The organism is Acinetobacter sp. P1332 (genome assembly GCF_044057475.1).
GTDB classification, from domain to species: domain Bacteria; phylum Pseudomonadota; class Gammaproteobacteria; order Pseudomonadales; family Moraxellaceae; genus Acinetobacter; species Acinetobacter johnsonii.
Genome location: NZ_CP171157.1, coordinates 2,899,013 through 2,920,316, shown reverse-complemented (window position 1 = coordinate 2,920,316; position 21,304 = coordinate 2,899,013). Strand labels below are relative to the sequence as shown.

Annotated in this window: 16 protein-coding genes; 10 read left to right on the top strand and 6 right to left on the bottom strand. The window is 43.6% G+C overall.

Annotation, left to right across the window (positions count from 1 at the left end; all coding sequences use genetic code 11):
- Nucleotides 1-155 precede the first annotated feature (155 nt).
- The 3 genes from pheS (at nucleotide 156) to ACFN7Z_RS14430 (ending at nucleotide 3,943) form a co-directional block, all read left to right on the top strand.
- Nucleotides 156-1,136, top strand: a complete 981-nt coding sequence (gene pheS / locus ACFN7Z_RS14440) for a phenylalanine--tRNA ligase subunit alpha (RefSeq protein ID WP_004979194.1) — start codon at nucleotides 156-158, stop codon at nucleotides 1,134-1,136.
- Nucleotides 1,137-1,268: 132 nt separating this feature from the next.
- Entirely contained in the window at nucleotides 1,269-3,650 is a 2,382-nt protein-coding gene (gene pheT, locus ACFN7Z_RS14435) for a phenylalanine--tRNA ligase subunit beta (protein ID WP_010325947.1), read from the top strand.
- Entirely contained in the window at nucleotides 3,647-3,943 is a 297-nt protein-coding gene (locus tag ACFN7Z_RS14430; protein ID WP_004649746.1) for an integration host factor subunit alpha, read from the top strand. The genes pheT and ACFN7Z_RS14430 overlap by 4 nt, the downstream gene beginning before the upstream one ends.
- Before the next feature lie 140 nt (nucleotides 3,944-4,083).
- On the opposite strand, the gene ACFN7Z_RS14425 is transcribed toward ACFN7Z_RS14430, so the two are convergent.
- The 3 genes from ACFN7Z_RS14425 to trxA all read right to left on the bottom strand — a co-directional run bounded on the left by ACFN7Z_RS14425 (nucleotide 4,084) and on the right by trxA (nucleotide 6,675).
- Entirely contained in the window at nucleotides 4,084-4,338 is a 255-nt protein-coding gene (locus ACFN7Z_RS14425; RefSeq protein WP_010325948.1) for a hypothetical protein, read from the bottom strand.
- Between the two features lie 411 nt (nucleotides 4,339-4,749).
- Nucleotides 4,750-6,018: a transcription termination factor Rho gene (gene rho / locus ACFN7Z_RS14420; protein WP_004692266.1), complete on the bottom strand. Its 1,269-nt coding sequence runs from the start codon at nucleotides 6,016-6,018 to the stop codon at nucleotides 4,750-4,752.
- A 330-nt stretch (nucleotides 6,019-6,348) separates the two neighbouring features.
- Nucleotides 6,349-6,675, bottom strand: a complete 327-nt coding sequence (gene trxA, locus ACFN7Z_RS14415) for a thioredoxin (protein ID WP_004692264.1) — start codon at nucleotides 6,673-6,675, stop codon at nucleotides 6,349-6,351.
- A gap of 263 nt (nucleotides 6,676-6,938) precedes the next feature.
- Between trxA and ppx the strand changes: the two genes are divergently transcribed.
- Genes ppx through ACFN7Z_RS14390 form a run of 5 tightly spaced genes read left to right on the top strand, consistent with a single transcriptional unit; the run spans nucleotide 6,939 to nucleotide 12,054 of the window.
- A complete protein-coding gene (ppx, locus tag ACFN7Z_RS14410) occupies nucleotides 6,939-8,462 on the top strand; it encodes an exopolyphosphatase (RefSeq protein ID WP_004692262.1) in 1,524 nt (507 codons plus the stop codon).
- Between the two features lie 30 nt (nucleotides 8,463-8,492).
- On the top strand, nucleotides 8,493-9,317 hold the full coding sequence (locus tag ACFN7Z_RS14405) for an acetyl-CoA carboxylase carboxyltransferase subunit alpha (protein ID WP_004692261.1): 825 nt from the start codon (nucleotides 8,493-8,495) through the stop codon (nucleotides 9,315-9,317).
- Nucleotides 9,254-10,600 carry a tRNA lysidine(34) synthetase TilS gene (gene tilS / locus ACFN7Z_RS14400; protein ID WP_081241747.1) on the top strand — a complete coding sequence of 449 codons (1,347 nt, stop codon included), beginning with the start codon at nucleotides 9,254-9,256 and terminating at the stop codon, nucleotides 10,598-10,600. Before ACFN7Z_RS14405 ends, tilS begins: the two co-directional genes overlap by 64 nt.
- A gap of 28 nt (nucleotides 10,601-10,628) precedes the next feature.
- Nucleotides 10,629-11,459, top strand: coding sequence for a pyrroline-5-carboxylate reductase (gene proC, locus ACFN7Z_RS14395; protein ID WP_010325950.1), 831 nt, complete (start codon nucleotides 10,629-10,631; stop codon nucleotides 11,457-11,459).
- Nucleotides 11,460-11,484: 25 nt separating this feature from the next.
- The gene (locus ACFN7Z_RS14390; protein ID WP_004979206.1) at nucleotides 11,485-12,054 is read left to right on the top strand and encodes a YggT family protein; all 570 of its coding nucleotides are present in this window, start codon (nucleotides 11,485-11,487) and stop codon (nucleotides 12,052-12,054) included.
- 140 nt (nucleotides 12,055-12,194) lie between these two features.
- Here the strand turns inward: ACFN7Z_RS14390 and polA are convergent, their stop codons facing one another.
- Complete coding sequence (gene polA / locus ACFN7Z_RS14385) at nucleotides 12,195-14,960, bottom strand: DNA polymerase I (RefSeq protein ID WP_010325951.1); 2,766 nt, start codon at nucleotides 14,958-14,960, stop codon at nucleotides 12,195-12,197.
- A gap of 162 nt (nucleotides 14,961-15,122) precedes the next feature.
- Between polA and ACFN7Z_RS14380 the strand changes: the two genes are divergently transcribed.
- Nucleotides 15,123-17,819 carry a DUF2339 domain-containing protein gene (locus tag ACFN7Z_RS14380; protein WP_010325952.1) on the top strand — a complete coding sequence of 899 codons (2,697 nt, stop codon included), beginning with the start codon at nucleotides 15,123-15,125 and terminating at the stop codon, nucleotides 17,817-17,819.
- 49 nt (nucleotides 17,820-17,868) lie between these two features.
- Here ACFN7Z_RS14380 and ACFN7Z_RS14375 read toward each other — a convergent pair whose 3' ends face one another.
- Both ACFN7Z_RS14375 and ACFN7Z_RS14370 read right to left on the bottom strand, forming a co-directional pair.
- On the bottom strand, nucleotides 17,869-18,792 hold the full coding sequence (locus ACFN7Z_RS14375) for a mechanosensitive ion channel family protein (protein ID WP_004692251.1): 924 nt from the start codon (nucleotides 18,790-18,792) through the stop codon (nucleotides 17,869-17,871).
- A gap of 9 nt (nucleotides 18,793-18,801) precedes the next feature.
- Nucleotides 18,802-19,614 (bottom strand): hypothetical protein, encoded by an 813-nt coding sequence (locus tag ACFN7Z_RS14370; RefSeq protein ID WP_010325953.1) that lies wholly within the window; start codon nucleotides 19,612-19,614, stop codon nucleotides 18,802-18,804.
- Nucleotides 19,615-19,728: 114 nt separating this feature from the next.
- Between ACFN7Z_RS14370 and gspE the strand changes: the two genes are divergently transcribed.
- The gene (gspE, locus tag ACFN7Z_RS14365) at nucleotides 19,729-21,216 is read left to right on the top strand and encodes a type II secretion system ATPase GspE (protein WP_010325954.1); all 1,488 of its coding nucleotides are present in this window, start codon (nucleotides 19,729-19,731) and stop codon (nucleotides 21,214-21,216) included.
- The last annotated feature ends 88 nt before the right edge of the window (nucleotides 21,217-21,304 follow it).

Sequence of the window (21,304 nt, the reverse complement as noted above, 5' to 3'; positions counted from 1 at the left end):
TTTGTTGTTCTCTTCTGTGATGACACTATCTTAACCTGTTTATAAAACCATGTACTAAACAAATTTTCCTGATCGTAGAGCTTCATCAACGTGCTTAAAAACTGATAGAATATGGGGTTTTATTAATTTTATAAATTGTTGCTTTGAGAGTTACTATGTCACTGGAAGCCCTGACCACTGAAGCGCTTGCTGCGATTGCAGCAGCAGAGGACCTTGCTACACTCGATCAAGTACGAGTGCAGTTTACGGGTAAGAAAAGCCAGCTCGCTGAGCAATCCAAAGCTTTAGGCAAGATGGACCCTGAAGAGCGTAAAAATTTTGGTGCGCAAATTCATGCAGTTCGCGAAGCGATTACCGGTGCTTTAACTGAACGCCAAACACAATTACAACAAGCGGCGTTGGCGCAAAAACTCGCAAGTGAAACGGTGGATATTACTTTACCGGGTCGTGGTCAAACGATTGGTAGTATTCACCCTGTTACTCAAGTGCAAGAGCGCATTTGTCAGTTCTTTACCAAAGCCGGTTTTGTGATTGAAACTGGCCCAGAAGTTGAAGATGACTACCACAACTTTGAAGCTTTAAATATTCCAGGGCATCACCCTGCGCGTGCAATGCACGATACATTCTATTTTGATGCGACACATTTGTTACGTACCCATACTTCGGGTGTGCAGATTCGTACCATGGAAACCCAGCAACCCCCGATTCGTATTGTGTGCCCAGGTCGTGTATACCGCTGTGACTCTGACCAAACGCATTCGCCAATGTTCCATCAAATTGAAGGTTTGTATGTAGCTGAAAATACTAGCTTTGCAGAACTGAAAGGTTTATTGGTCAATCTGTTAAACGAATTCTTTGAAAAAGACTTAAAAGTACGTTTCCGTCCATCTTATTTCCCATTCACAGAGCCAAGCGCTGAAGTGGATATTATGGATGAGCGTGGTAAATGGTTAGAAGTGCTTGGTTGTGGCATGGTACATCCAAATGTCTTACAGGCAGCAGGGATTGATCCTGAAAAATACAAAGGCTTTGCTTTCGGTCTAGGTGTGGAACGTTTTGCGATGCTTCGTTATGGCATCAATGACTTACGTATGTTCTACCAAAACGATGTGCGTTTCTTACGCCAATTTGCTTAAACAGATTTATACCTCTCCCAGCCTCTCCTTGAAGGAGAGGAGTTGTTTGTGATGACTCGGGGTTCTCCTTCTTTTCCAAAAGAGGGAGTTAGAGGGGGATTCAAAAATTTAGATTTATAGGTTTTTAACAAAATGAAAATTAGCGAAAATTGGTTGCGTACATGGGTTAACCCAGCCGTTGATAGCAATACTTTATCTGATCAACTGACCATGTTGGGTTTAGAGGTCGATGATTTATCGCCTGCGGCAAAACCGTTCACTGGCGTGGTTGTTGGTGAAGTGTTGACGGTAGAGCAACATCCTGATGCAGACCGTTTACGTGTGACCACTGTGAATATTGGTTCAGGCGAGCCGTTACAAATAGTGTGTGGTGCACCAAACGTACGGGTTGGTATGAAAGCCCCTGTGGCAACCATTGGTGCTGTGCTTCCAGGCGATTTCAAAATCAAGAAAGGCAAACTTCGTGGCATTGAATCACAAGGGATGTTGTGTGGTGCATCTGAAATTGATCTAGAAGACAAAATTGATGGCCTTTTAGAGCTGCCCGTTGATGCACCTGTCGGTGTGGATATTCGTGAATATTTAAATTTAGATGATCATGTCATTGATATCAGCATCACGCCAAACCGTGGTGACTGTTTTAGTATTCGTGGTATTGCCCGTGAAATTGGGGTAATTAACCAACTGACTGTGACTGCACCTGAAATTAATGCCGTTGCCGCGACCATTGCTGATGAGAAAAAAGTTGTGGTGAGCACTGAAGGCTGCCCGCGCTATTTAGGTCGTGTGATTAAAAACGTGAATACCAAAGCAGCAACCCCAGAATGGATGGAACGCGCTTTGGTTCGCTCAGGGATTCGTCAGCACAGTATTTTGGTTGATATTACCAATTATGTACTGATGGAGTTGGGTCAACCGCTCCATGCTTTTGATGCAGCAAAAATTCAAGGTTCAGTCCAAGTTCGCCAAGCGAATGCATCTGAAAAATTGGTTCTACTGAATGAACAAGAAGTGGAGCTGAATGAAAAAGTCATGGTGATTGCGGATGATGAAAAAGCATTGGCGATTGCAGGCATTATGGGTGGCATGTCTTCATCTGTAGGTGATGACACTCAAGACATTTTCTTGGAGTCTGCATTCTTTGCACCATTAGCCATTGCGGGTCGTGCCCGTAGCTTTGGTTTGCATACCGATGCGTCGCAGCGTTATGAGCGTGGCGTGGATTTTGAACTGCCAATGCTCGCGATGCACCGTGCATCACAATTGATTGCAGACTTGGCGGGGGGGGAGTTCGGTCCAATTACGACTGCGGAACAAGCGACTGTTTTGCCAAAGCGTGAAGCGATTGAGTTACAACAAGCTCAAGTCGATCAATTGTTGGGTTATTCGGTTGAAGGTGCATTTATTGCAGATGCATTAACCCGTTTAGGTTGTGCTGTGACGGTTAAAGCAGAAGGTCAGTGGTCTGTCGTACCGCCTTCACACCGTTATGATATGGCAATCTACCAAGACCTGATTGAAGAAGTTGCGCGTATTCATGGTTATGACAATATTCAAATCAGTTTGCCAAAAATTGAAGCGCAATTGGCTCAATATCAAGACCAATTTGAAATGATTCAATTGCGTCAAACTTTAGTGACGCTCGGCTACCAAGAAGCGATTAGTTTTAGCTTTGCAGATTTGAAACTTGAAAAGCAACTCAATGCGGCTGTGAATCCTTTGGCTTTGGCTAACCCGATTTCAAGTGATTTGGCCGTGATGCGTTCAACTTTGCTGTCGAGTTTGATTCCGTGTGTGCAATACAATGTCAATCGTCAGCAACAGCGGGTGCGTTTCTTTGAGTTGGGTTTACGGTTTGATTATCAAGATGCTGAATCTATTCATGATTTGAAACAAATTCCTACCCTTGCAGTGATTGCAACAGGTGCAAAAACTTCAGAAACTTGGCATGCTAAACCTCAAGCTATGGATTTCTTTGATTTCAAAGGTGAAATTGAAGAAGTATTGGCGGCGGGTCGTGTGCAAGTAGATTATGTTCGTTCTGAGCGTAGCTGGTTGCATCCAGGACAGTCTGCTGAGATTTTAGTCAATGGTCAATCTATTGGTTACTTTGGTCGATTACATCCATCTTTAGAAGATGCACTGGATTTGAGTACAACTTGGGTGGCTGAACTTGATCAATCGGCTGTTTTGCAAACTTATGTATCTAATTTTACAGAATTATCACGTTTTCCGTCGGTTAGACGTGATATTGCGCTTTTAATTAGTGATAAGATAAATGTAAGTGAAATTCAGCAACTTATCGAAAAAACAGGTGGTGAGCTTTTAGACTCGACTTGGTTGTTCGATGTGTACACTGGGCAAGGCGTTGAAGACGGTAAGCGCTCATTGGCATTTGCACTTCTTTGGCAACACCCATCACGTACGCTTGAAGATGCTGAAATTAAATCCGGTATGGATCATATTTTACAAGTGTTGGAAAACACTTATCAGGCGACATTGAGGGCTTCATGACAGCATTAACAAAAGCGGAAATGGCTGACCATCTAAGTGAGCTCACGAGTTTAAACCGTCGTGAAGCTAAGCAAATGGTCGAGTTGTTCTTTGATGAGATTAGCCAAGCGCTAATCTCTGGTGAGCAAGTTAAACTTTCTGGTTTCGGTAACTTCGAGTTGCGTGATAAACGTCAACGTCCAGGTCGTAACCCGAAAACGGGTGAAGAAATTCCGATTTCTGCACGCCGTGTAGTGACCTTCCGCGCAGGGCAGAAATTCCGCCAGCGTGTGGGAAATGAGCAGATCGATTGATCTGCTTTTTTTGCTTAGAATTTTTCTGATTGTTTGGCTGATTTAATTCTTGCCAACTAGCAGAGCTCTGTTTTTGATAAATTTTGAGCATAAAAAAAGAGAGCCATAGGCTCTCTTTTTTTACTAACTAATCTAAAAGATTAGTGAGCAGCTTCAGAAGCAGCAGCTTCAACAACTTCAGAAGCAGCAGCAGTAGCTTCAGAAGCAGCAACAGTAGCTTCAGAAGCAGCAGCAGCAGCGTCTACAGCAACTTCAGATGCAGCTTCAACAGCTTCAGATGCAGCAGCAACTTCAGATGCAGCTTCAGCAGCAGGAGCTTCTTCTTTCTTAGCACAGCCAACGAAAGCTAAAGTAGTAGCAACTGCAGCAGCAATAGCGATTTTTTTGAATAACATGGCATCACTCTCTAAAATATGAGATTAAAAAAAACCGACGTTAGTCTGTTGTGTGCTTTTATTGTTCCTAATTTTGCTAGGGACTAACAATGCAGGAGCAGCCTAACTGGTCTGCAAATATGCTATCACTGCGCATTTTGAATTGCTACTAGCTGGGATGAAAAAATTGATAAAAAAGGTCTAAAAACAGGGCTTTTTTAACAGAAAATAACAATCAATGATGAGGTTTGTATTGGAGAAGTGCCAAATAAACATTTAAAAAGATGAAGGTTTTTTATTTCAAATTTTTGTTTATCAAAAACTTGCAAATAAGTTTACAGAGAGTCGGATGAAATGTTGCTTTGTGTAAGCTAAGTCAACCAAATAAAAAGGCTGTCGTTAAGACAGCCTTTTTAGGTAAAGCAGGTCGGATTAGCTGGTCGCTTTACGCTTCATTTGATCAAAGAAATCATCGTTGGTTTTGGTTTCTTTCATGCGATCAAGTAGGAATTCCATTGCTGCAAGTTCATCTTGGGTGTGAAGTAACTTACGTAAAATCCAGACTTTACGTAGATTGTCTTCAGACATTAAGCGCTCTTCGCGACGGGTGCCAGACTTTTTGATATTCATCGCAGGGAAGACACGTTTTTCCGCAATACGGCGATCCAGTGTAATTTCTTGGTTACCTGTACCTTTAAATTCTTCGTAGATCACTTCATCCATTTTACTGCCAGTTTCAATCAGGGCTGTAGAAATGATGGTTAGTGAGCCACCTTCTTCAATATTACGTGCTGCACCGAAGAAACGCTTAGGGCGTTCCAGCGCATGTGCATCCACACCACCAGTTAAAACCTTACCAGATGAAGGAACAACTGTATTGTAAGCACGAGCTAAACGGGTAATGGAGTCTAGAAGAATCACAACGTCTTTCTTGTGCTCAACCAAACGTTTTGCTTTTTCAATCACCATTTCAGCCACTTGAACGTGACGAGCAGGAGATTCATCAAACGTTGACGCAATGACTTCACCACGAACAGTACGTTCCATTTCGGTCACTTCTTCAGGGCGTTCGTCAATGAGAAGAACGATCAGGAAGCACTCAGGGTTGTTACGCACAATCGACTGAGCGATGTTTTGTAACAACATGGTTTTACCCGCTTTTGGCGGCGCTACGATAATTGAACGTTGGCCTTTACCGATAGGTGCAACCAAGTCAACTACACGTGCAGTTAAATCTTCTGTCGTCCCGTTACCAAGTTCCATCACCAATTGCTCAGTTGGGAAAAGTGGTGTTAAGTTTTCAAACAAGATTTTGTTACGTGAGTTTTCTGGCGTGTCGTAGTTAATTTGGTTCACTTTTAACAGTGCAAAATAACGTTCGCCTTCTTTGGGTGGGCGAATGGTTCCCGTAATGGTGTCACCAGTACGTAGATTGAAACGACGAATTTGAGATGGGCTAACATAAATGTCATCTGGGCCTGCAAGGTAAGAACCCGCTGCAGAGCGTAAGAAGCCGAAGCCATCTGACAGAATTTCCAAAACGCCATCCCCAAAGATCTCTTCGCCATTCATCGCATGGCGCTTTAAGATGGCAAAAATAATGTCTTGCTTACGGTTACGAGCCATTCCTTCGAGGCCCATAAATTCAGCAATTTTGATGAGTTCGCCAATCGGTTTTTTCTTGAGTTCGGTTAAATTCATAGGAGGTCAGATAAGAATCAAAAATTCTAAATTACAGGATGAAAAGGAAGCAACATTTAGCCGCAGACATGCAATGAAGTAACGCAATTGTATTTGAACTATAACAATTCAGAGGACTGATTCATTGTTTGAAGAGAAACGTGTCAAAACAATTTGTATTGCCGAGCGGCGATCTTATGTGTTGTGTCTTTTAAGAAAATGACAGGATTGAATAATCCTTTATCTCTTGATCATGCAATATAAGAGAGAAAGACAGACTTGTCAATTTATAGCCGAAAAAAATACGCTGTTGTTTAGACAGCGTATTTCATTTTCAATCTAAACGGATGCTTAAATGTTTTCTTCAATGAAAGCAGTCAATTTCGATTTTGGTGCAGCGCCCACTTGTTGAGCAACAACTTCACCATTTTTGAACATGAGTAATGCAGGAATGTTACGGATGTTATAGTTCACAGCTGTTGCTTCGCAAGAAGTCACGTCAACCTTAACAATCTTCACTTTACCTTCGTATTCGTTCGCCAATACTTCTAATACAGGTGCAATTGCTTTACATGGCGCACACCAGCCTGCCCAGAAGTCAACAAGCACAGGAACGTCTGATTGAAGTACATCAGCGTCGAAGTTTGTATCAGTTGTATTTACGATATTGCCAGACATGGATAGCTCCAGTTTCAATTTTTGGATAGTTTTATGGCTAATAGTATGTCATAGCCTGCTATCACTGAGTAGATGGATTACTAAATTTTCAACCTTTAGTTTGAATTTGTCTAATTGAAGCTCACGATGTTACTGATCGTGTAACACAATTGTCATATATGCCGAAATTTTAAAAGCTCGTCAATTTCTCACCATAAATGGCTTTTAAATTGCATGGAGGTGAATTAATCTAAGCACAATTCTGTATAGGTTTATATTAAATCATGTCTGATTTTTTGATTGATGAAGAGTTACTTGCTGCCATCGATATGGGGTCGAACAGCTTCCACTTAGCGATTGCGCGAGTGGACCATGGCGAAGTGAAAAAAGTTGCGTCAATGTCAGAAAAAGTACAGTTAGCAGCGGGTTTAGATGAAAATAAAAACTTAACAGAAGCCGCACAGCAACGTGGTTTGGCCTGCTTATCTCGATTTGTCGGACGTTTAGGTTCGGTTCAGCCGAATCGTTTAAGAATTGTGGCGACCAATGCGCTACGCCAAGCCAAAAATGGACACGAATTTATTCAAAAAGCGGCAGAAATTTTGCCGAAGCACATCGAAATTATTGCCGGTCGTGAAGAGGCTCGTCTGATTTATTTGGGTGTATCTCATACCATGGTAAACAGTGGGCGCCGCCTTGTGATTGATATCGGTGGGGGATCAACAGAGCTGATTATTGGTGAAGAATTTGAGCCCATTCATACCGAATCTTTACAAATGGGCTGTGTAGCATTTACCAAAGCTTTCTTTGTTGATGGTGAAATTAACCAAAAAAGTTTTGATAAAGCCGTGGTTGCAGCACGTAAGGAACTGTCTGGTATTGCCAATACCTATAAAGAAGCGGGTTGGGATACGGTGGTCGGTTCGAGTGGAACCATCAAGGCGTGCCGTCAAATTACTGTGAATATGGGCTGGAGTAATGAAAAAGAAGAGCTCACCCGTGACGGTTTAGATAAGCTCAAAGAAAAATTGCTCAAATACAAACATGTCGCTGAGATGGAGTTTGATGGTCTGAAAGAAGACCGTCGAGCAGTTTTGCCAGCCGGAATCGCTATTTTGTATGCCATTTTTGATGTACTCGAACTGGATAAATTGGTGTATTCAGATGGTGCCCTACGCGAAGGGGTGATGTATGACTTGCTCGGACGTTTTCAACATGAGGATATTCGAGATCGTTCTGTACAAGCGTTAATGGGCCGTTATAACGCCGATCCAAAACAAGCTGAACGAGTCGTGAACATGGCTCAGCATTTGTTCGATGGTGTGGCGGATTCACTGAAATTAACCACGGAAGACAGTGATTTACTGCGTCGTGCAGCTTATCTGCATGAAATTGGTTTAGCAATTAGCCATGCGGGCTACCATCGTCATGGCGCATATTTGTTGCAACATTCTGACATTGCGGGATTCTCGCAAATTGATCAAAACCATCTATCACATTTGGTGGCCCATCACCGTCGTAAGCTGCGTAGTGACGCGCGTGTCGATGTGATGAAAGTCGGCGGCAACAAATTAGTCTATCTGTGTTTGTTACTTCGCCTTGCTGTTTTACTCAATCATAGTCGTAGCGATCAGATGCTTCCTGCCATTGAATTAACAGTAGGCAATGCGCAACAATGGCAGCTGAGTGTTTCTGGTAATGCCGCGCAATGGCCTTTGCTGGTTGCAGACTTGCATGATGAGCAAGCGCAATTTAAGCATTGGGATGTTGAGCTGGATATCCAATCAGAACAATTTGTCGATGAATAAATTGGTCAATTAGGGATTTATGGTTGAGCTATGAAGAATAAAGCTGCGCAATCCAAAGCATGGACGACGGTTCAAATTGCACGTCATCCTGAGCGTCCGCAATTTTTAGATTATGTGAGTGAAATTTTTACCGAATTTGATGCTTTGCATGGTGATCGCTTATTTGGTGATGATGGTGCAATGATCGGTGGATTAGCTCGCTTTGAAGGTCAGCCAGTCATGATTGTGGGTCAACACCGTGGTCGTAGTACGCGTGAAAAGTTACAACATAACTTTGGTATGAGTAACCCAGAAGGTTACCGTAAATCACAACGTTTACTCGATATGGCTGAACGTTTTAATCTACCCGTCTTTACATTTATTGATACCATGGGTGCATATCCAGGTGTGGGTGCAGAAGAACGTGGTCAGGCTGAAGCAATTGCAACGTCTTTGGCACAACTTTCAAGCTTGAAAGTGCCTGTCATTGCAACTGTACTCGGTGAAGGCGGTTCAGGCGGTGCACTGGGTATTGGTGTGGCTGACCGTGTGGTGATGTTATCCCATAGTATTTATTCAGTCATTTCACCTGAAGGCTGTGCGTCTATTTTATGGAAAACAGCTGAAAAAGCAGAGCAAGCCAGCGAAGCTTTGGCATTGACTGCTGAAAAACTACAGAAAATTGGTATTGTTGAATATGTGGTCGATGAAGGTGAAGGCGCTCATCTCAACCCAGAACAAGTCATGCATGCTTTAAAAACCGTTTTAAAAGATGCATTGGCTGAGTTGCAACCAATGGATGCGAATGAACGATGCGAAGCACGTTACCAACGTTTAATGAAGTTTGGCAGCGACAATTTAGGGCTAGTGTCTTAACTGAGTTTCAGGATACGCCTGAACAGCCTCATTTTTTAATCGGATGTAGTGGTGGCATGGATTCCATGTTGCTACTCCATTTGATGTCTCATTTATTTCCCAAGCGCATTCGTGCCATCTATATTGATCATCAATTGCAGGATGTCAGTCCGCAGTGGGGCAGCTTTGTTCAAGAACAATGCTATGTCTTGGATGTCCCATGTGTGATTCAAGCGGTGGATGTTGATACAGGCAATGTAGAAAGCCAAGCACGTAGTGCACGTTATGCTGCCTTTCAGAAGCATCTTCTTGCCAATGAAATTTTAGTTCTCGCTCATCATCAACAAGATCAAGCTGAAACCATTTTACTCCGTTTACTCTCTGGTGCGGGAATTCATGGACTTGCCGCCATGCAGAGCATCGACATACGAGAGGAATTTACAATTTGGCGCCCGCTATTGGCTTTGCCCAGACAGCAAATTGAGCTGTGGGCCGCTGAGATGCAGCTAAGAAATATTCAAGACCAAACCAATTTTGATACCAGTTATGATCGTGCATGGTGCCGAGCTGAATTGTGGCCAATTTTAGAACAACGCTTTCCGAAAATGCAGCAAGCTTTGGCGCGTACTAGTTATTTAATGCAAGATGCCGAAACGATTTTGGCCGATGTATTGGCGCAAGACTGGGCCAGTTGCGGGAATGCTGCGGTTTTAAACTTAACCCCATTTCGTCAGTTATCTGCACCGAGACAGCGACAGTTGCTCTCTGCTTGGATGAAAGGTGAGGATTTATATCGTCCTGCTTTTGATATGGTGCAACGCCTGTTTGATGAAGTGATTGAATCCAAAGTGGATGCCCAAGCCGCATTGCATTGGAACCAATATTATTATGTACGCTATCAACAGCAGCTCTTTCGTGTCAGTAAAACAGAGTATTTGGCGGAACAATTTCAGACGATTGAGTCAATTGAGCAACGGTTTAGTTTAGATCAAGCTTATGGATTTGCTTCAGGGAAATTTCGCATTGAAACACAAAAATATGGACTGTCTTCTGCATTATTAGAGCAGCCTTTACAGATAAAACCACGTTTAGGTGGAGAAAAATTGCATTTGTATGGACGTGTTGGGGCATGGCCGTTGAAAAAAGCCATTCAGAGCGCACAAATTTTTCCGTGGCAACGTCATACAATACAAATATTAAGCATAGATAATGTTATGCTTGGTGTTTTTACGCCTAAAGGATTTTGGTTGGTCGAGTCGGCTTATTGTGAAGCGGGTGGATGGCAACCAAATTTAATCGCTTAGTTAAAAAATTCAGGATAGAGAAATAATCATGAGCGCAGTGTTGAATCGTAATATTTGTTTTATCGGCGGTGGTAACATGGCTCAAGCCCTCATTGGTGGCTTGATTTCACGTGGTTTACCTTCAACTCGCATTACGGTTTCTGATCCTGTTGAACAAGTTCGTCATTTATTGGCTGAAAAAGACTTGGTGGTGACTGAGGATAACGCATCTGCTATTCGTGAAGCCGATGTCGTGGTCTTAGCGGTTAAACCTCAAGTTTTAGCCAATGTTTTAAAGCCATTAAACGGTTTATTTGACGGTAAGTTGATTATTTCGATTGTTGCGGGTGCTGAAATTGCAACGATTGCTGCATTAGCTGGCAGTAATCGTATTGTTCGTGTAATGCCCAATACACCTGCTTTAGTACAAACAGGTGCGAATGGTTTATATGCCACTGAGGCTGTAGATAAAGAAGACCGTGATTTGGCGAGCCAAGTACTGGCTGCAACAGGCTTGACTTTATGGGTAGGCGAGGAAGCGCAAATTGATGCTGTGACGGCGGTGTCTGGTTCAGGTCCTGCGTATTTCTTCTATATGATGGAAAGCATGATCCGTGCAGGTAAAAACCTCGGTCTAGATGAAAAAGTAGCAACGGCATTGACGTTGCAAACGGCATTGGGTGCGGCACAAATGGCAATCACGAGCTCAAATACACCAGCTGAATTGCGTAAAAATGTCACTTCACCGAATGGTACAACCCAAGCGGCACTTGAAGTGTTTGATCGTGCACAAATTTCACAAAATATCCAAGCTGCATTGGCTGCTGCTCAAAAGCGCAGTCAGGAACTTGCTCAAGAGCTGAGTGAAAGTAGCAAATAATCGTTTTATTTAGGAAAGTTCAAGTATGGGTGCAAACTCTGCGCTAATTTTTGGCATCATTATTAACGTTGCAATTTTACTGGTGTTCTTCCGCTTTCTCATGCAGTTGGCAGCGGTTAACTTTTATAACCCAGTGGTGATGTCGACCGTAAAAGCCACAAAAATTGTGGATATGTTTGGTCGTATTTTTCCAAATGTAGCGAAAGGCCGCGTTAACTTAGCGGCTTTAGTGCTTTTGGTTTTATTGTACTTACTGAAAATTTTTGGCGTCATGTATCTCTCTGGAGCGATGCCAAATAGTCCTGTGCATTTGGTCATTCTAACTTTTGTGACCATGATTCAGGACTTGATTCGTTTCTGCCGTTACTTGATTTTTGCAACGATTATTTTAAGTTGGGTGGTGATGTTTACGCAGTCACGCTCGCCTTATATCGAAGTGATTCAGGAGCTTGCTGAACCATTATTGGCACCGTTTCGCCGTTTGTTGCCCAATATGGGCATGATTGATCTTTCTCCAATCGTAGCGTTCTTAGCGCTGTATATTGCCGAAATGATTATGAATGAAGTGGCGATTGTTCTGCTCACTGGTTTATAAGATTGTAGCGAATAAAAAAAGGACTCGATTGCGAGTCCTTTTTTTGTGGTTGAATTTTTTAGGTGAAGACGTTGATATTTCTTCTAGGAGGCAAATGACTTCCATATCAGCCTTCCTCCTAGGAGAAAGGCGCAAATGTTTTAGTGGGCTTCATCCCAGTTTCGACCTTTGCCGACTTCAACCAACAATGGCACAGAAATTTGCAAAACAGATTGCATCACGTCTGCTAGTTTTAGAGCCAGTTCATCTGCAATACTTTCATCGACTTCAAAAACCAATTCATCGTGTACTTGTAGTAGCATTTTGGCTTGATCTTTAGGCAGCATTTGATCAACAGCAATCATCGCCATTTTAATAATGTCTGCAGCAGAACCTTGCAGTGGTGCATTAATTGCGGCACGTTCAGCCGCTTGTTTGATCATTTTATTGCTTGCCATAATATCAGGCGTGTACAAGCGACGGCCTAAAATGGTTTCGACAAAACCTTGTTCACGTGCAATTTGACGGGTACGTTCCATATAGTCGAGCACGCCCGGATAACGTTGGAAGTATTTCGCAATATAGCCACGCGATTCTTCACGGCTAAAACCGAGTTGACGGGTTAAGCCAAACTCAGACATGCCGTAGAGTAGACCGAAGTTGACGGCTTTGGCCTGACGACGTTGGTCTGACGTGACATCTTCAAGTGCGACACCTAAGACTTCAGCCGCTGTACGACGGTGTACATCTTGTCCATGATTAAAAGCATCGACCAAGGCTTCATCTTGTGAAAAATGCGCCATTAAACGCAGTTCAATTTGTGAATAATCGGCTGCCAAGAGCACGCGACCTTGTGGTGCAATAAAGGCTTTACGAATTTGACGTCCAATTTCCTCACGCACAGGAATGTTCTGTAAGTTGGGGTCGGTCGAAGACAGACGACCAGTTGCGGTCAGTGCTTGGTGGTAGCTGGTATGCACACGATGGGTATCACTGTTGGCTTGTTTTAATAAGCCATCGGTATAGGTGCTTTTTAGTTTGGATAACCCACGATAGTCCAAAATCAGCTCGGTAATCGGGTGGTCAATCTTTTCTAAAACACTTTCAGAGGTACTGTACTGACCCGTTGCGGTTTTTTTGCCGCCCTTAAGTCCGAGTTTATCAAACAGAATTTCACCGACTTGCTTCGGCGAGCTGACATTGAAACTTTGTCCTGCTAGTTCGGTAATCTGGCTTTCAAGATTGGCCATGGTATTGGCAAACTCAATACCAAGTTGGTCAAGGAAGCTTAAGTCGAGCTCAATGCCGTTTTCTTCCATGATGGTCAGGACACGGGCGACTGGCATTTCGACATTGTGCAAGATATTGACCAGTTCGGGATGCTTTTGTAGTTTGGCATCGAGCACTTCAAACAGGCGATAGGTCACGTGTGCATCTTCAGCCGCATAGTGTGCGGCGGTTTCGATCTCAATTTGATTAAAGGTTTTCTGTTTTGCGCCTTTACCCGCCACCTGTTCAAAAGTGGTGGTTAAGTGGCTGAGGTAGAGGCGTGAAACATCATCCATCCCGTGACGAGTCGCCACAGCATTGAGTACATAAGATGCCAACATGGTATCGAAATACCAGCCTTTTAGCTCAATGCCATGATTTTCTAAGACATGCGCATCGTATTTCAAATGATGACCAATTTTCTGAACCGACTCATCTTCTAAAATAGGTTTAATTTGCGCCAAGATCTGTTCACGATCTAACTGCGCAGGTGCATTTTCATAATCATGTGCAAGTGGAACGTAATACGCATCTTGCGCATCGAACGCGACCGAAAAACCAACAATTTGCGCTACGCGATAGTCTAAACTGGTGGTTTCAGTATCAAAGGCAAAACGTTTTTCTGTACTTAAACGTTTGAATAATTGTGCCCACTGTTCCGCACTGAGCACAGTATGGTAGTTCGCTTGACCCAGTTGGTCATCGACACTACTTTGAACGGCCTGATCTTCTGTATTAATGACGGTTTCAGACTGCGCCGATTTTACAATTTCTTGTGTTGCTTGTTTATAGGTTGCACTATTGGGATTGTTTGGATGATCGAGCGATTGTAACTGCTGACGGAATTCAAGCTCGGTATACAGTGAACGCAAGGCTTCGGTATTCGGATCTTGGAGTTTCAGATCGTCAAAGGTCAGTCCTGTCTCTAAGTCACAGACAATACTTGCCAGTTGGTGATCAAGCGCAATTCCATCGGTATGTTCTTTGATGTTTTGACCGACTTTGCCTTTAATTTTATCGACATTTTCTAAAATGCCACCAATCGAGCCGTATTCTGTTAACAGTTTTGCCGCAGTTTTTGCACCAACACCCGGAACGCCCATAATGCCGTCAGAGGCATCGCCCATTAAGGTCAGATAGTCAATAATTTGGTTTGGCCACACCCCAAACTTTTCAAACACGCCATTTACATCCATCGGCTTGTCTTTAAAGCTGTCTTCTAAGGTGACTTTATCGGTCACCAACTGTGCCATGTCTTTATCGCCTGTGGAAATCAGCACTTGCTGTCCCGCGGCTTCCGCACGTTTGGCCAATGTCCCGATGATGTCATCTGCTTCTGCACCTGGGAGCATGTACAAGGGGATACCCAAAGCACGAATTAAGGCATGCAAATATGGAATTTGCTCTGATAACTCCTCAGGCATACTTGGGCGGTCACCTTTATAAATGGGCGACAGCACATGACGAAAAGTTGGTTCTGGCGTATCAAAAATGACCGCCATATGTGTTGGCTGGGTACGACGCATCAGTTTTTGGATGGCAGAAATTGCCCCACGAATTGCATTGGTATGTAAGCCAGTTGACGTGGTGAGCGGTGGCAAAGCATGAAAAGCACGAAATAAAAAGTATGAGCCATCGACCAAGACAAATGGTGGCATTGCAAGATTCCTTATCCAAATAACCCGTTTATTGTACGTGATTTTGGCACAGAACAAAGTGTATTGATGTACCGGTTGGCATAGATGGTTACGGTTATGCGCTTAAAGATGTACTACAAGCTGATGTATTATTTGAAGATGAGAAAAAGAGATTGAGAACGGATGCAAACTGAACAGCGTGAAATTCGCATGATGTGGTTAATGGGGCTCACGATTGTTGCTATTGCAGCATGGTTTCTGGCCGTACCGCTGTTGAGTGCATTGTGTGGAATTGCTTTGATCATGAGTGTTATGCACTATGTTGATAGCATTGAAAACCCTAGTATGACCTTGGCGGAACAACGGGGCATTGCTTTTCAGCCAACGTCAAAAGTGCCGCTTTACCTTGCTGCTTTCGTCATTTTGATCGGTATGGTGGGGCAATGGGGCGGACTCATTGGATTGGGGATCAGTGGCTGGCTGTTCTTTTTCTTTCGATGGTTGCGTCGTCTAGAATATCTATTGTTATTCGTACAAGCACAACCACATCAGGTGATATCTGACCGATTCCCAGAATCTGAAAACGCTCCCTCTTTACCAACTATTCTAAACAACACAGATGATTTAAGTCTCAGTGAGCAAGTGAAACGCTGGCTTTGGCAGGGTAATCCTGTCTTAAAAGTTGCGATTGTGGTACTGCTGATTGGGCTTATTTTATTATTACGCTTTGCCACCGAACATTGGCAGTTGAGTCTCGCGGTTAAGCTGAGCCTCGTTGCTGCGGTAAGTGTGGGCATTGTGGTCTTTGGTTATGTGTTTCAGCACAAAAACCGCAGTTTTGCTTTGGCTTTAGAAGCACTTGGACTGTCAGGTTTATTTTTGACTTTGTTTTTTGCTTACTACAACGGTGTGATTGCAAGTTTAGCGATTGCAAGTCTGTACTTTGTGGTGGTTATGGCAGTTACACTTTGGCTCAGTTTAAAACAGCAGTCGATTGAGCTGGCGTTGATGGCGCTGATCATTGCTTATTTGGCGCCTTTTACTTTGCCTGTACGGAATGCCACTGCGATAGAGCTAGTGGCCTATTATTTGGTCATCAATATTGCGGTCGCGGTTTTAAGCACGTTCAGGCCGTGGAAAGTACTCAACCAAATTGCTTTTATAATGACGGTGGTCGTAGGCGGCGCTTATGCCTTTTACCAAGGTAAAGCGTCAGAGCGAGACATGCTGGCCGTGTTGGTTTTGGCACATAGTGCGGTCTTTATTTGGTTGAGTTTTCGTTATAGTCAATTGTTGGCGCGTGAGGATTTAACTCAGTTTAAGTTAAAACCGATTTTGGATGTAGCTTTGATTTTTGCTGCACCCATTGTTGCTTTTGCTTTTTTGTATGTGATGTATTTTGAGGAAACGATTTGGCAGGCAGGCTTTAGTCTAGGCTTTGCAGCGCTCTATGCCATGCTTTATCAACTGCTAAAAAGAGCCCATAGCGTTGAGATGATTGCGCAAAGTTATCTCAGTCTGACTTTGGTCTTCTTGGCGCTGATTCCGCCTATTTTGCTGCCTGATCAGTGGGGTGTGGTGGGTTGGAGTGCTGAGGGTGCACTGATCTTTATGTATGCCTTATATCGAAATTCCGCCCTGAGTCGTTATTTGGCGATGGGCTTACTGGCCGTGGCAGGGCTCTCAAGTCTGTACTATGTGGTGGAGCTCAATCGTTTTCCAACGGAAGTCTATTGGGCGCTGTGTCTGAGTTATTTTGCTGTGGTTGTCGTTGCCAACAGCGTAGAGCGCTTTAGACAACAGTTGTCTTTTGCCACCATTGCCTTTTTTTGCTTACAACTGCTTTCAGCAACCACCATGTTGTTTATCCTACTTTTGGATGAAATCGACAGTAAAAGTCAGGTAACGATGGCACTGCTGATTATTGTGCTTTTATATACGGTGTTGAATGAATGGTTGCTCTACTGTAAAGCCAGTTGGTCATGGTTATTACCCAAATGGATTGGCCTGATTCCGCCGTATGCCGTTGCCTTCATTTTCTTGGTGGGCTTGAGCCATGATGGCATCATTATGTGGTCGACTGGTTTAGACCGCCTATTGTTTGCTTTAACGAGTGGATTACTCACGTTGCTGTGGTTACGCCCGCTACAGGGCGTGGAGGATGAGGTGGAGTGGGTGAGTTTGGGGGCTTTATTGAGTTTGGCGCTCACCAGCTTAACCCTCATTCCAAGTATGCCGTATTTGAGCATGGTCATTTTACCGCTGGCCTTTGCTGCATGGTGCTACACACAACCGACTCAAACGAGATGGAGACAGTTTTGGCGGGCACGCAACACCTTAGTGCTCATGTTGTTTTGGATTGTGTGTTCTCAGATCTTTAGCCAACAAGCTTTTGCAGGATACTGGTTACCCATTTTCAACCCATTTGACTTGGTCAGTATTGCGATGCTGATCGGTTTCATTTGGATGCTGAATTTACAAATGAAAGCGGGTTTGGAAAAAAGTCTGGGTGCCATTTTGATGATGTCGAGTCTACTTTGGCTCAGTAGTTATGTGGTACTACGTGCGCTGCATGTCTACTTCCTCACACCCTATAATGACTGGGAAATGTGGCAAAACGCTTTAGTGCAACTGAGCTTTACTTTGCTTTGGGTTAGTTTGGCTTTCATTTGCATGCTGACGGCAACCAAACGCAACTTGCGTTCATTGTGGATTTTTGGTGGGTGTATTTTAGTTCTTGTAACGCTGAAATTGGTCTTGTTTGACTTATCTCACATTGGGACATTCACCCGCGTGATTTCATTCTTAGGCGCAGGTTTGGTGATGTTGATAATTGCGTATATTGCACCGATGCCTGAACTTGAGGAAAAGACCAATTAAACAAGTTCAGCTCCTTATGTCTGCATGGATCATAAGGAGCTGAGGAGATTTATTTGATGTTCGGTTCTCGTTTCAAAGCTTGTGCATTGGCATATTGATCAATTTCTTCATTGGATAATGGACGCGAAAGCGGATGATCGACAAAGCCCATTTTAGGCACAGGAATTTCGATTTGGTTATCTAAGAAACCATTACGAATACGTTCCTGCATTTCATCACGCACTTGCAAAAAGTGTTCTTGCTGACACCACACGGCAAACAGTAACTCAATCGAAGACTCACGAAAGGCGGTGACAGTGACGGCAGGTTTAGGGTCTGCAAGCACCAAAGGATATTTATTAGCCACATCAATCAGCACTTCACGTACTTTAATAATGTTCTCATGAAAGTTAATCGCTAGGGTGATGGGAATACGCCGTATTGGAAACTTAGAGAGGTTGTGAACTGGGGCTCGAATCAGTTGTTCATTCGGCAGTCGTACATAAATGTTGTCCTGAGTGAGTAGCTTAACCGAGAGGAGGTCAATTGAAATGACTTCACCTTCAATGGTATTGCCACGAATAAGGGTGATTGAAATGGTGTCGCCAATTTCAAAAGAACCTTCACCAATGAGGAACAACCCACTGATTAAGTTGGATGCAGAGGTTTGTGAGGCAAAACCCAAAGCAACCGTCAAAATACCTGCGGCGCCTAAAAACACACTCAGTTTAAAACCAGCTTCTTTGAGGCTGGCCATCACAAAAATTAGGAAAATAAAGTAAAAAATACCACGACGCCAGACCAGTCGTTGGTGGGCGTTAAACTTGGTGCCAATGGTTCGGATAAATGTATTTGAAACCAGACGTGCCAAGAGAAACCCAACAAAACACAGCACTAAGGCAATTAAGATTTCTGTTAATCGTTCTGTGTTGATGTTGGTAAAAATGCCTTTTAGGCTACTGGTAATTTCTTGGGGAATATTTGAGTTTGGCATTTGTCCCCCTTAGAAGAATGAATCAAACATATTAAATAACGCACTCGCCGAAGAGCGCGGTGGATGCACATAAATCACTTTACCTGCATGCGGAGGCGTACGGTTTTCGATACGGATTCTCGGTGGTCGATCGGCACCTTCATGCAAGACTTTAATTTGCGATGTCCAAAGTCGATCCGTACTTTCACTATAAAATAAAGGCAGGGCTGAAACAGGCACGTTCATGCGGTCAAAACGCAGTTGTAAGTGACTGGTGTTGTGGAACTCAATGGGAGTCACTGCACGAAATGCACGTGGTTTGAGTTGATGCAATTCAGTTCGACCATCGACAGCCGTAGCGTAGGCAATTTCACCTGTACGGTGGTTTGGCCCAAACCAAGTTTCTTTGGGTAAAATCACAGGAATATCAAATAGGGGATCTCGCTGACCTTCAATAAAACCTGAAATCCATAACGGAGTGCTGATATACAGCGTCCCGCGCTGACCCGCTGGAATATAAATCGGATCGACAGGTTTAATCACGACTGAACGATCGGCCAAACGTGGCATCAGTTGAATCGTATGATGGGTGTTTTTAAACATGTAGCGTTTAATTTCAACGGGGTGTGGAAAGGCGAAATGTGGGTCTTCTATCGCATGCCATTTTTGCTCATAGTCATACTGAACTTGAGGACGATGGAACTCTAAACGCCACTCTTGTAGACCGCGGGTGAGGCGAAAAAGTAATGAGCCGAACTGCCACGCACGGGCTTGATTCAACTCAAAGTTGTATTCCCCCCACCATTTTAAATTGGGGCTATCCGATTCAAACAGTTCATTCATATTAGGCAACAGCACATTTCCTTATATTGCAAATCAGTGAAAAACAGACTTCACGCTGTCATATGCTTAGAGTACACTCAAAATAATATTTTTCATCATTATTATAATTTTAAGATGCAAGTGCTTAAACAATTACAAATTCCCTATAGTTTTGCGAAGCGTCATGGCGTGCTGTTGCGTTACGAAGGTGATCAAGCCTTTATTGTGCGCCGTGAAAGTACGCCGTTGTTGGCTTTGCAAGAGGCACGTCGTTTTTTAGGTGTGGCAGCACAACATCAACTGTGTAGTGATGAAGAGTTCCATCAGCTTTTAAGTAGTAGCTATGCAGGGGACAGTGGTGAATCACAACAAGTGGCCGCAGGTTTAGAAGATCATCCCGATTTACTTAGTTTAGCTGACCAAGTGCCTGAAGCTGAAGATCTGATGGATCAAGAAGATGATGCTCCAATTGTTCGTTTGATTAATGCGTTATTGTCTGAAGCCATTCGTGTTGGCGCATCTGATATTCATATTGAAGCCTTTGAAAAGAAACTATCGGTGCGTTTACGTGTGGATGGGCAATTACGTGAAATTGTGCAGCCACGCCGTGAACTCGCACCGCTGTTGGTGTCTCGTATTAAAGTCATGGCCAAATTGGATATTGCGGAGAAACGGATTCCGCAAGATGGACGTATTTCACTGCGTTTAGCTGGGCGTGAAGTGGATGTGCGTGTATCGACTTTGCCGTCATCACATGGCGAGCGTGTGGTGATGCGTTTATTAGATAAACAAGCTGGTCGTTTGAACATGACCCATTTGGGCTTATTGAAACCTGACTATGAGCGTTTAACCCAATTGGTGCATCGCCCACACGGCATTATTTTGGTCACAGGGCCGACAGGTTCGGGTAAAACCACAACGCTTTATGCGGCGCTTTCAGACCTTAATGATGGTTCGAAAAATATTTTGACCGCCGAAGACCCGATTGAATACCAACTGGAAGGAATTGGACAGACGCAAGTCAACACCAAAGTTGATATGACTTTTGCGAGAGCCTTAAAAGCCATGCTGCGTCAAGATCCTGATGTGGTGATGGTGGGTGAAATCCGTGACTTGGAAACGGCTGAAATTGCGGTACAAGCATCGCTCACAGGGCATTTGGTTTTATCTACACTGCATACCAATACGGCCATTGGTGCGGTGACCCGTTTAAAAGATATGGGCATTGAGCCGTTTTTGCTGTCGAGTTCTTTGATTGGTGTCATTGCACAGCGTTTAGTGCGAACCTTATGTAGTCACTGTGTGACATGGCATGAAGCCGATACTTTTGAAACACAATTGTTTCAGCATTTGAATCCAAAAGCAGAACTTCAGTTACCTCAACCGAATGGCTGTGAACGTTGTTCACATACAGGTTTTACAGGGCGGACGGCGATTTATGAAATTGTCGCTGTGGATGATCAGATGCGTCGTTTAGTTCATGGCAATGCCGCTGAATATGAATTAGAAAGTTATGCCCGACAACATTCAGGCTCTATTCGTGATGATGGTTTGCGTAAAGTGTTGGCTGGGAAAACCACACTGGAAGAAGTATTGCGTGTGACCAATGAAGCGGCAGAGTAATGAATATCGACTAGTAGATACGGGTTATGCGTGTAGTTGTATTATCCTGAAATTACCTGATGTGTTTCTATGGCAGCGTCCGTTTTAC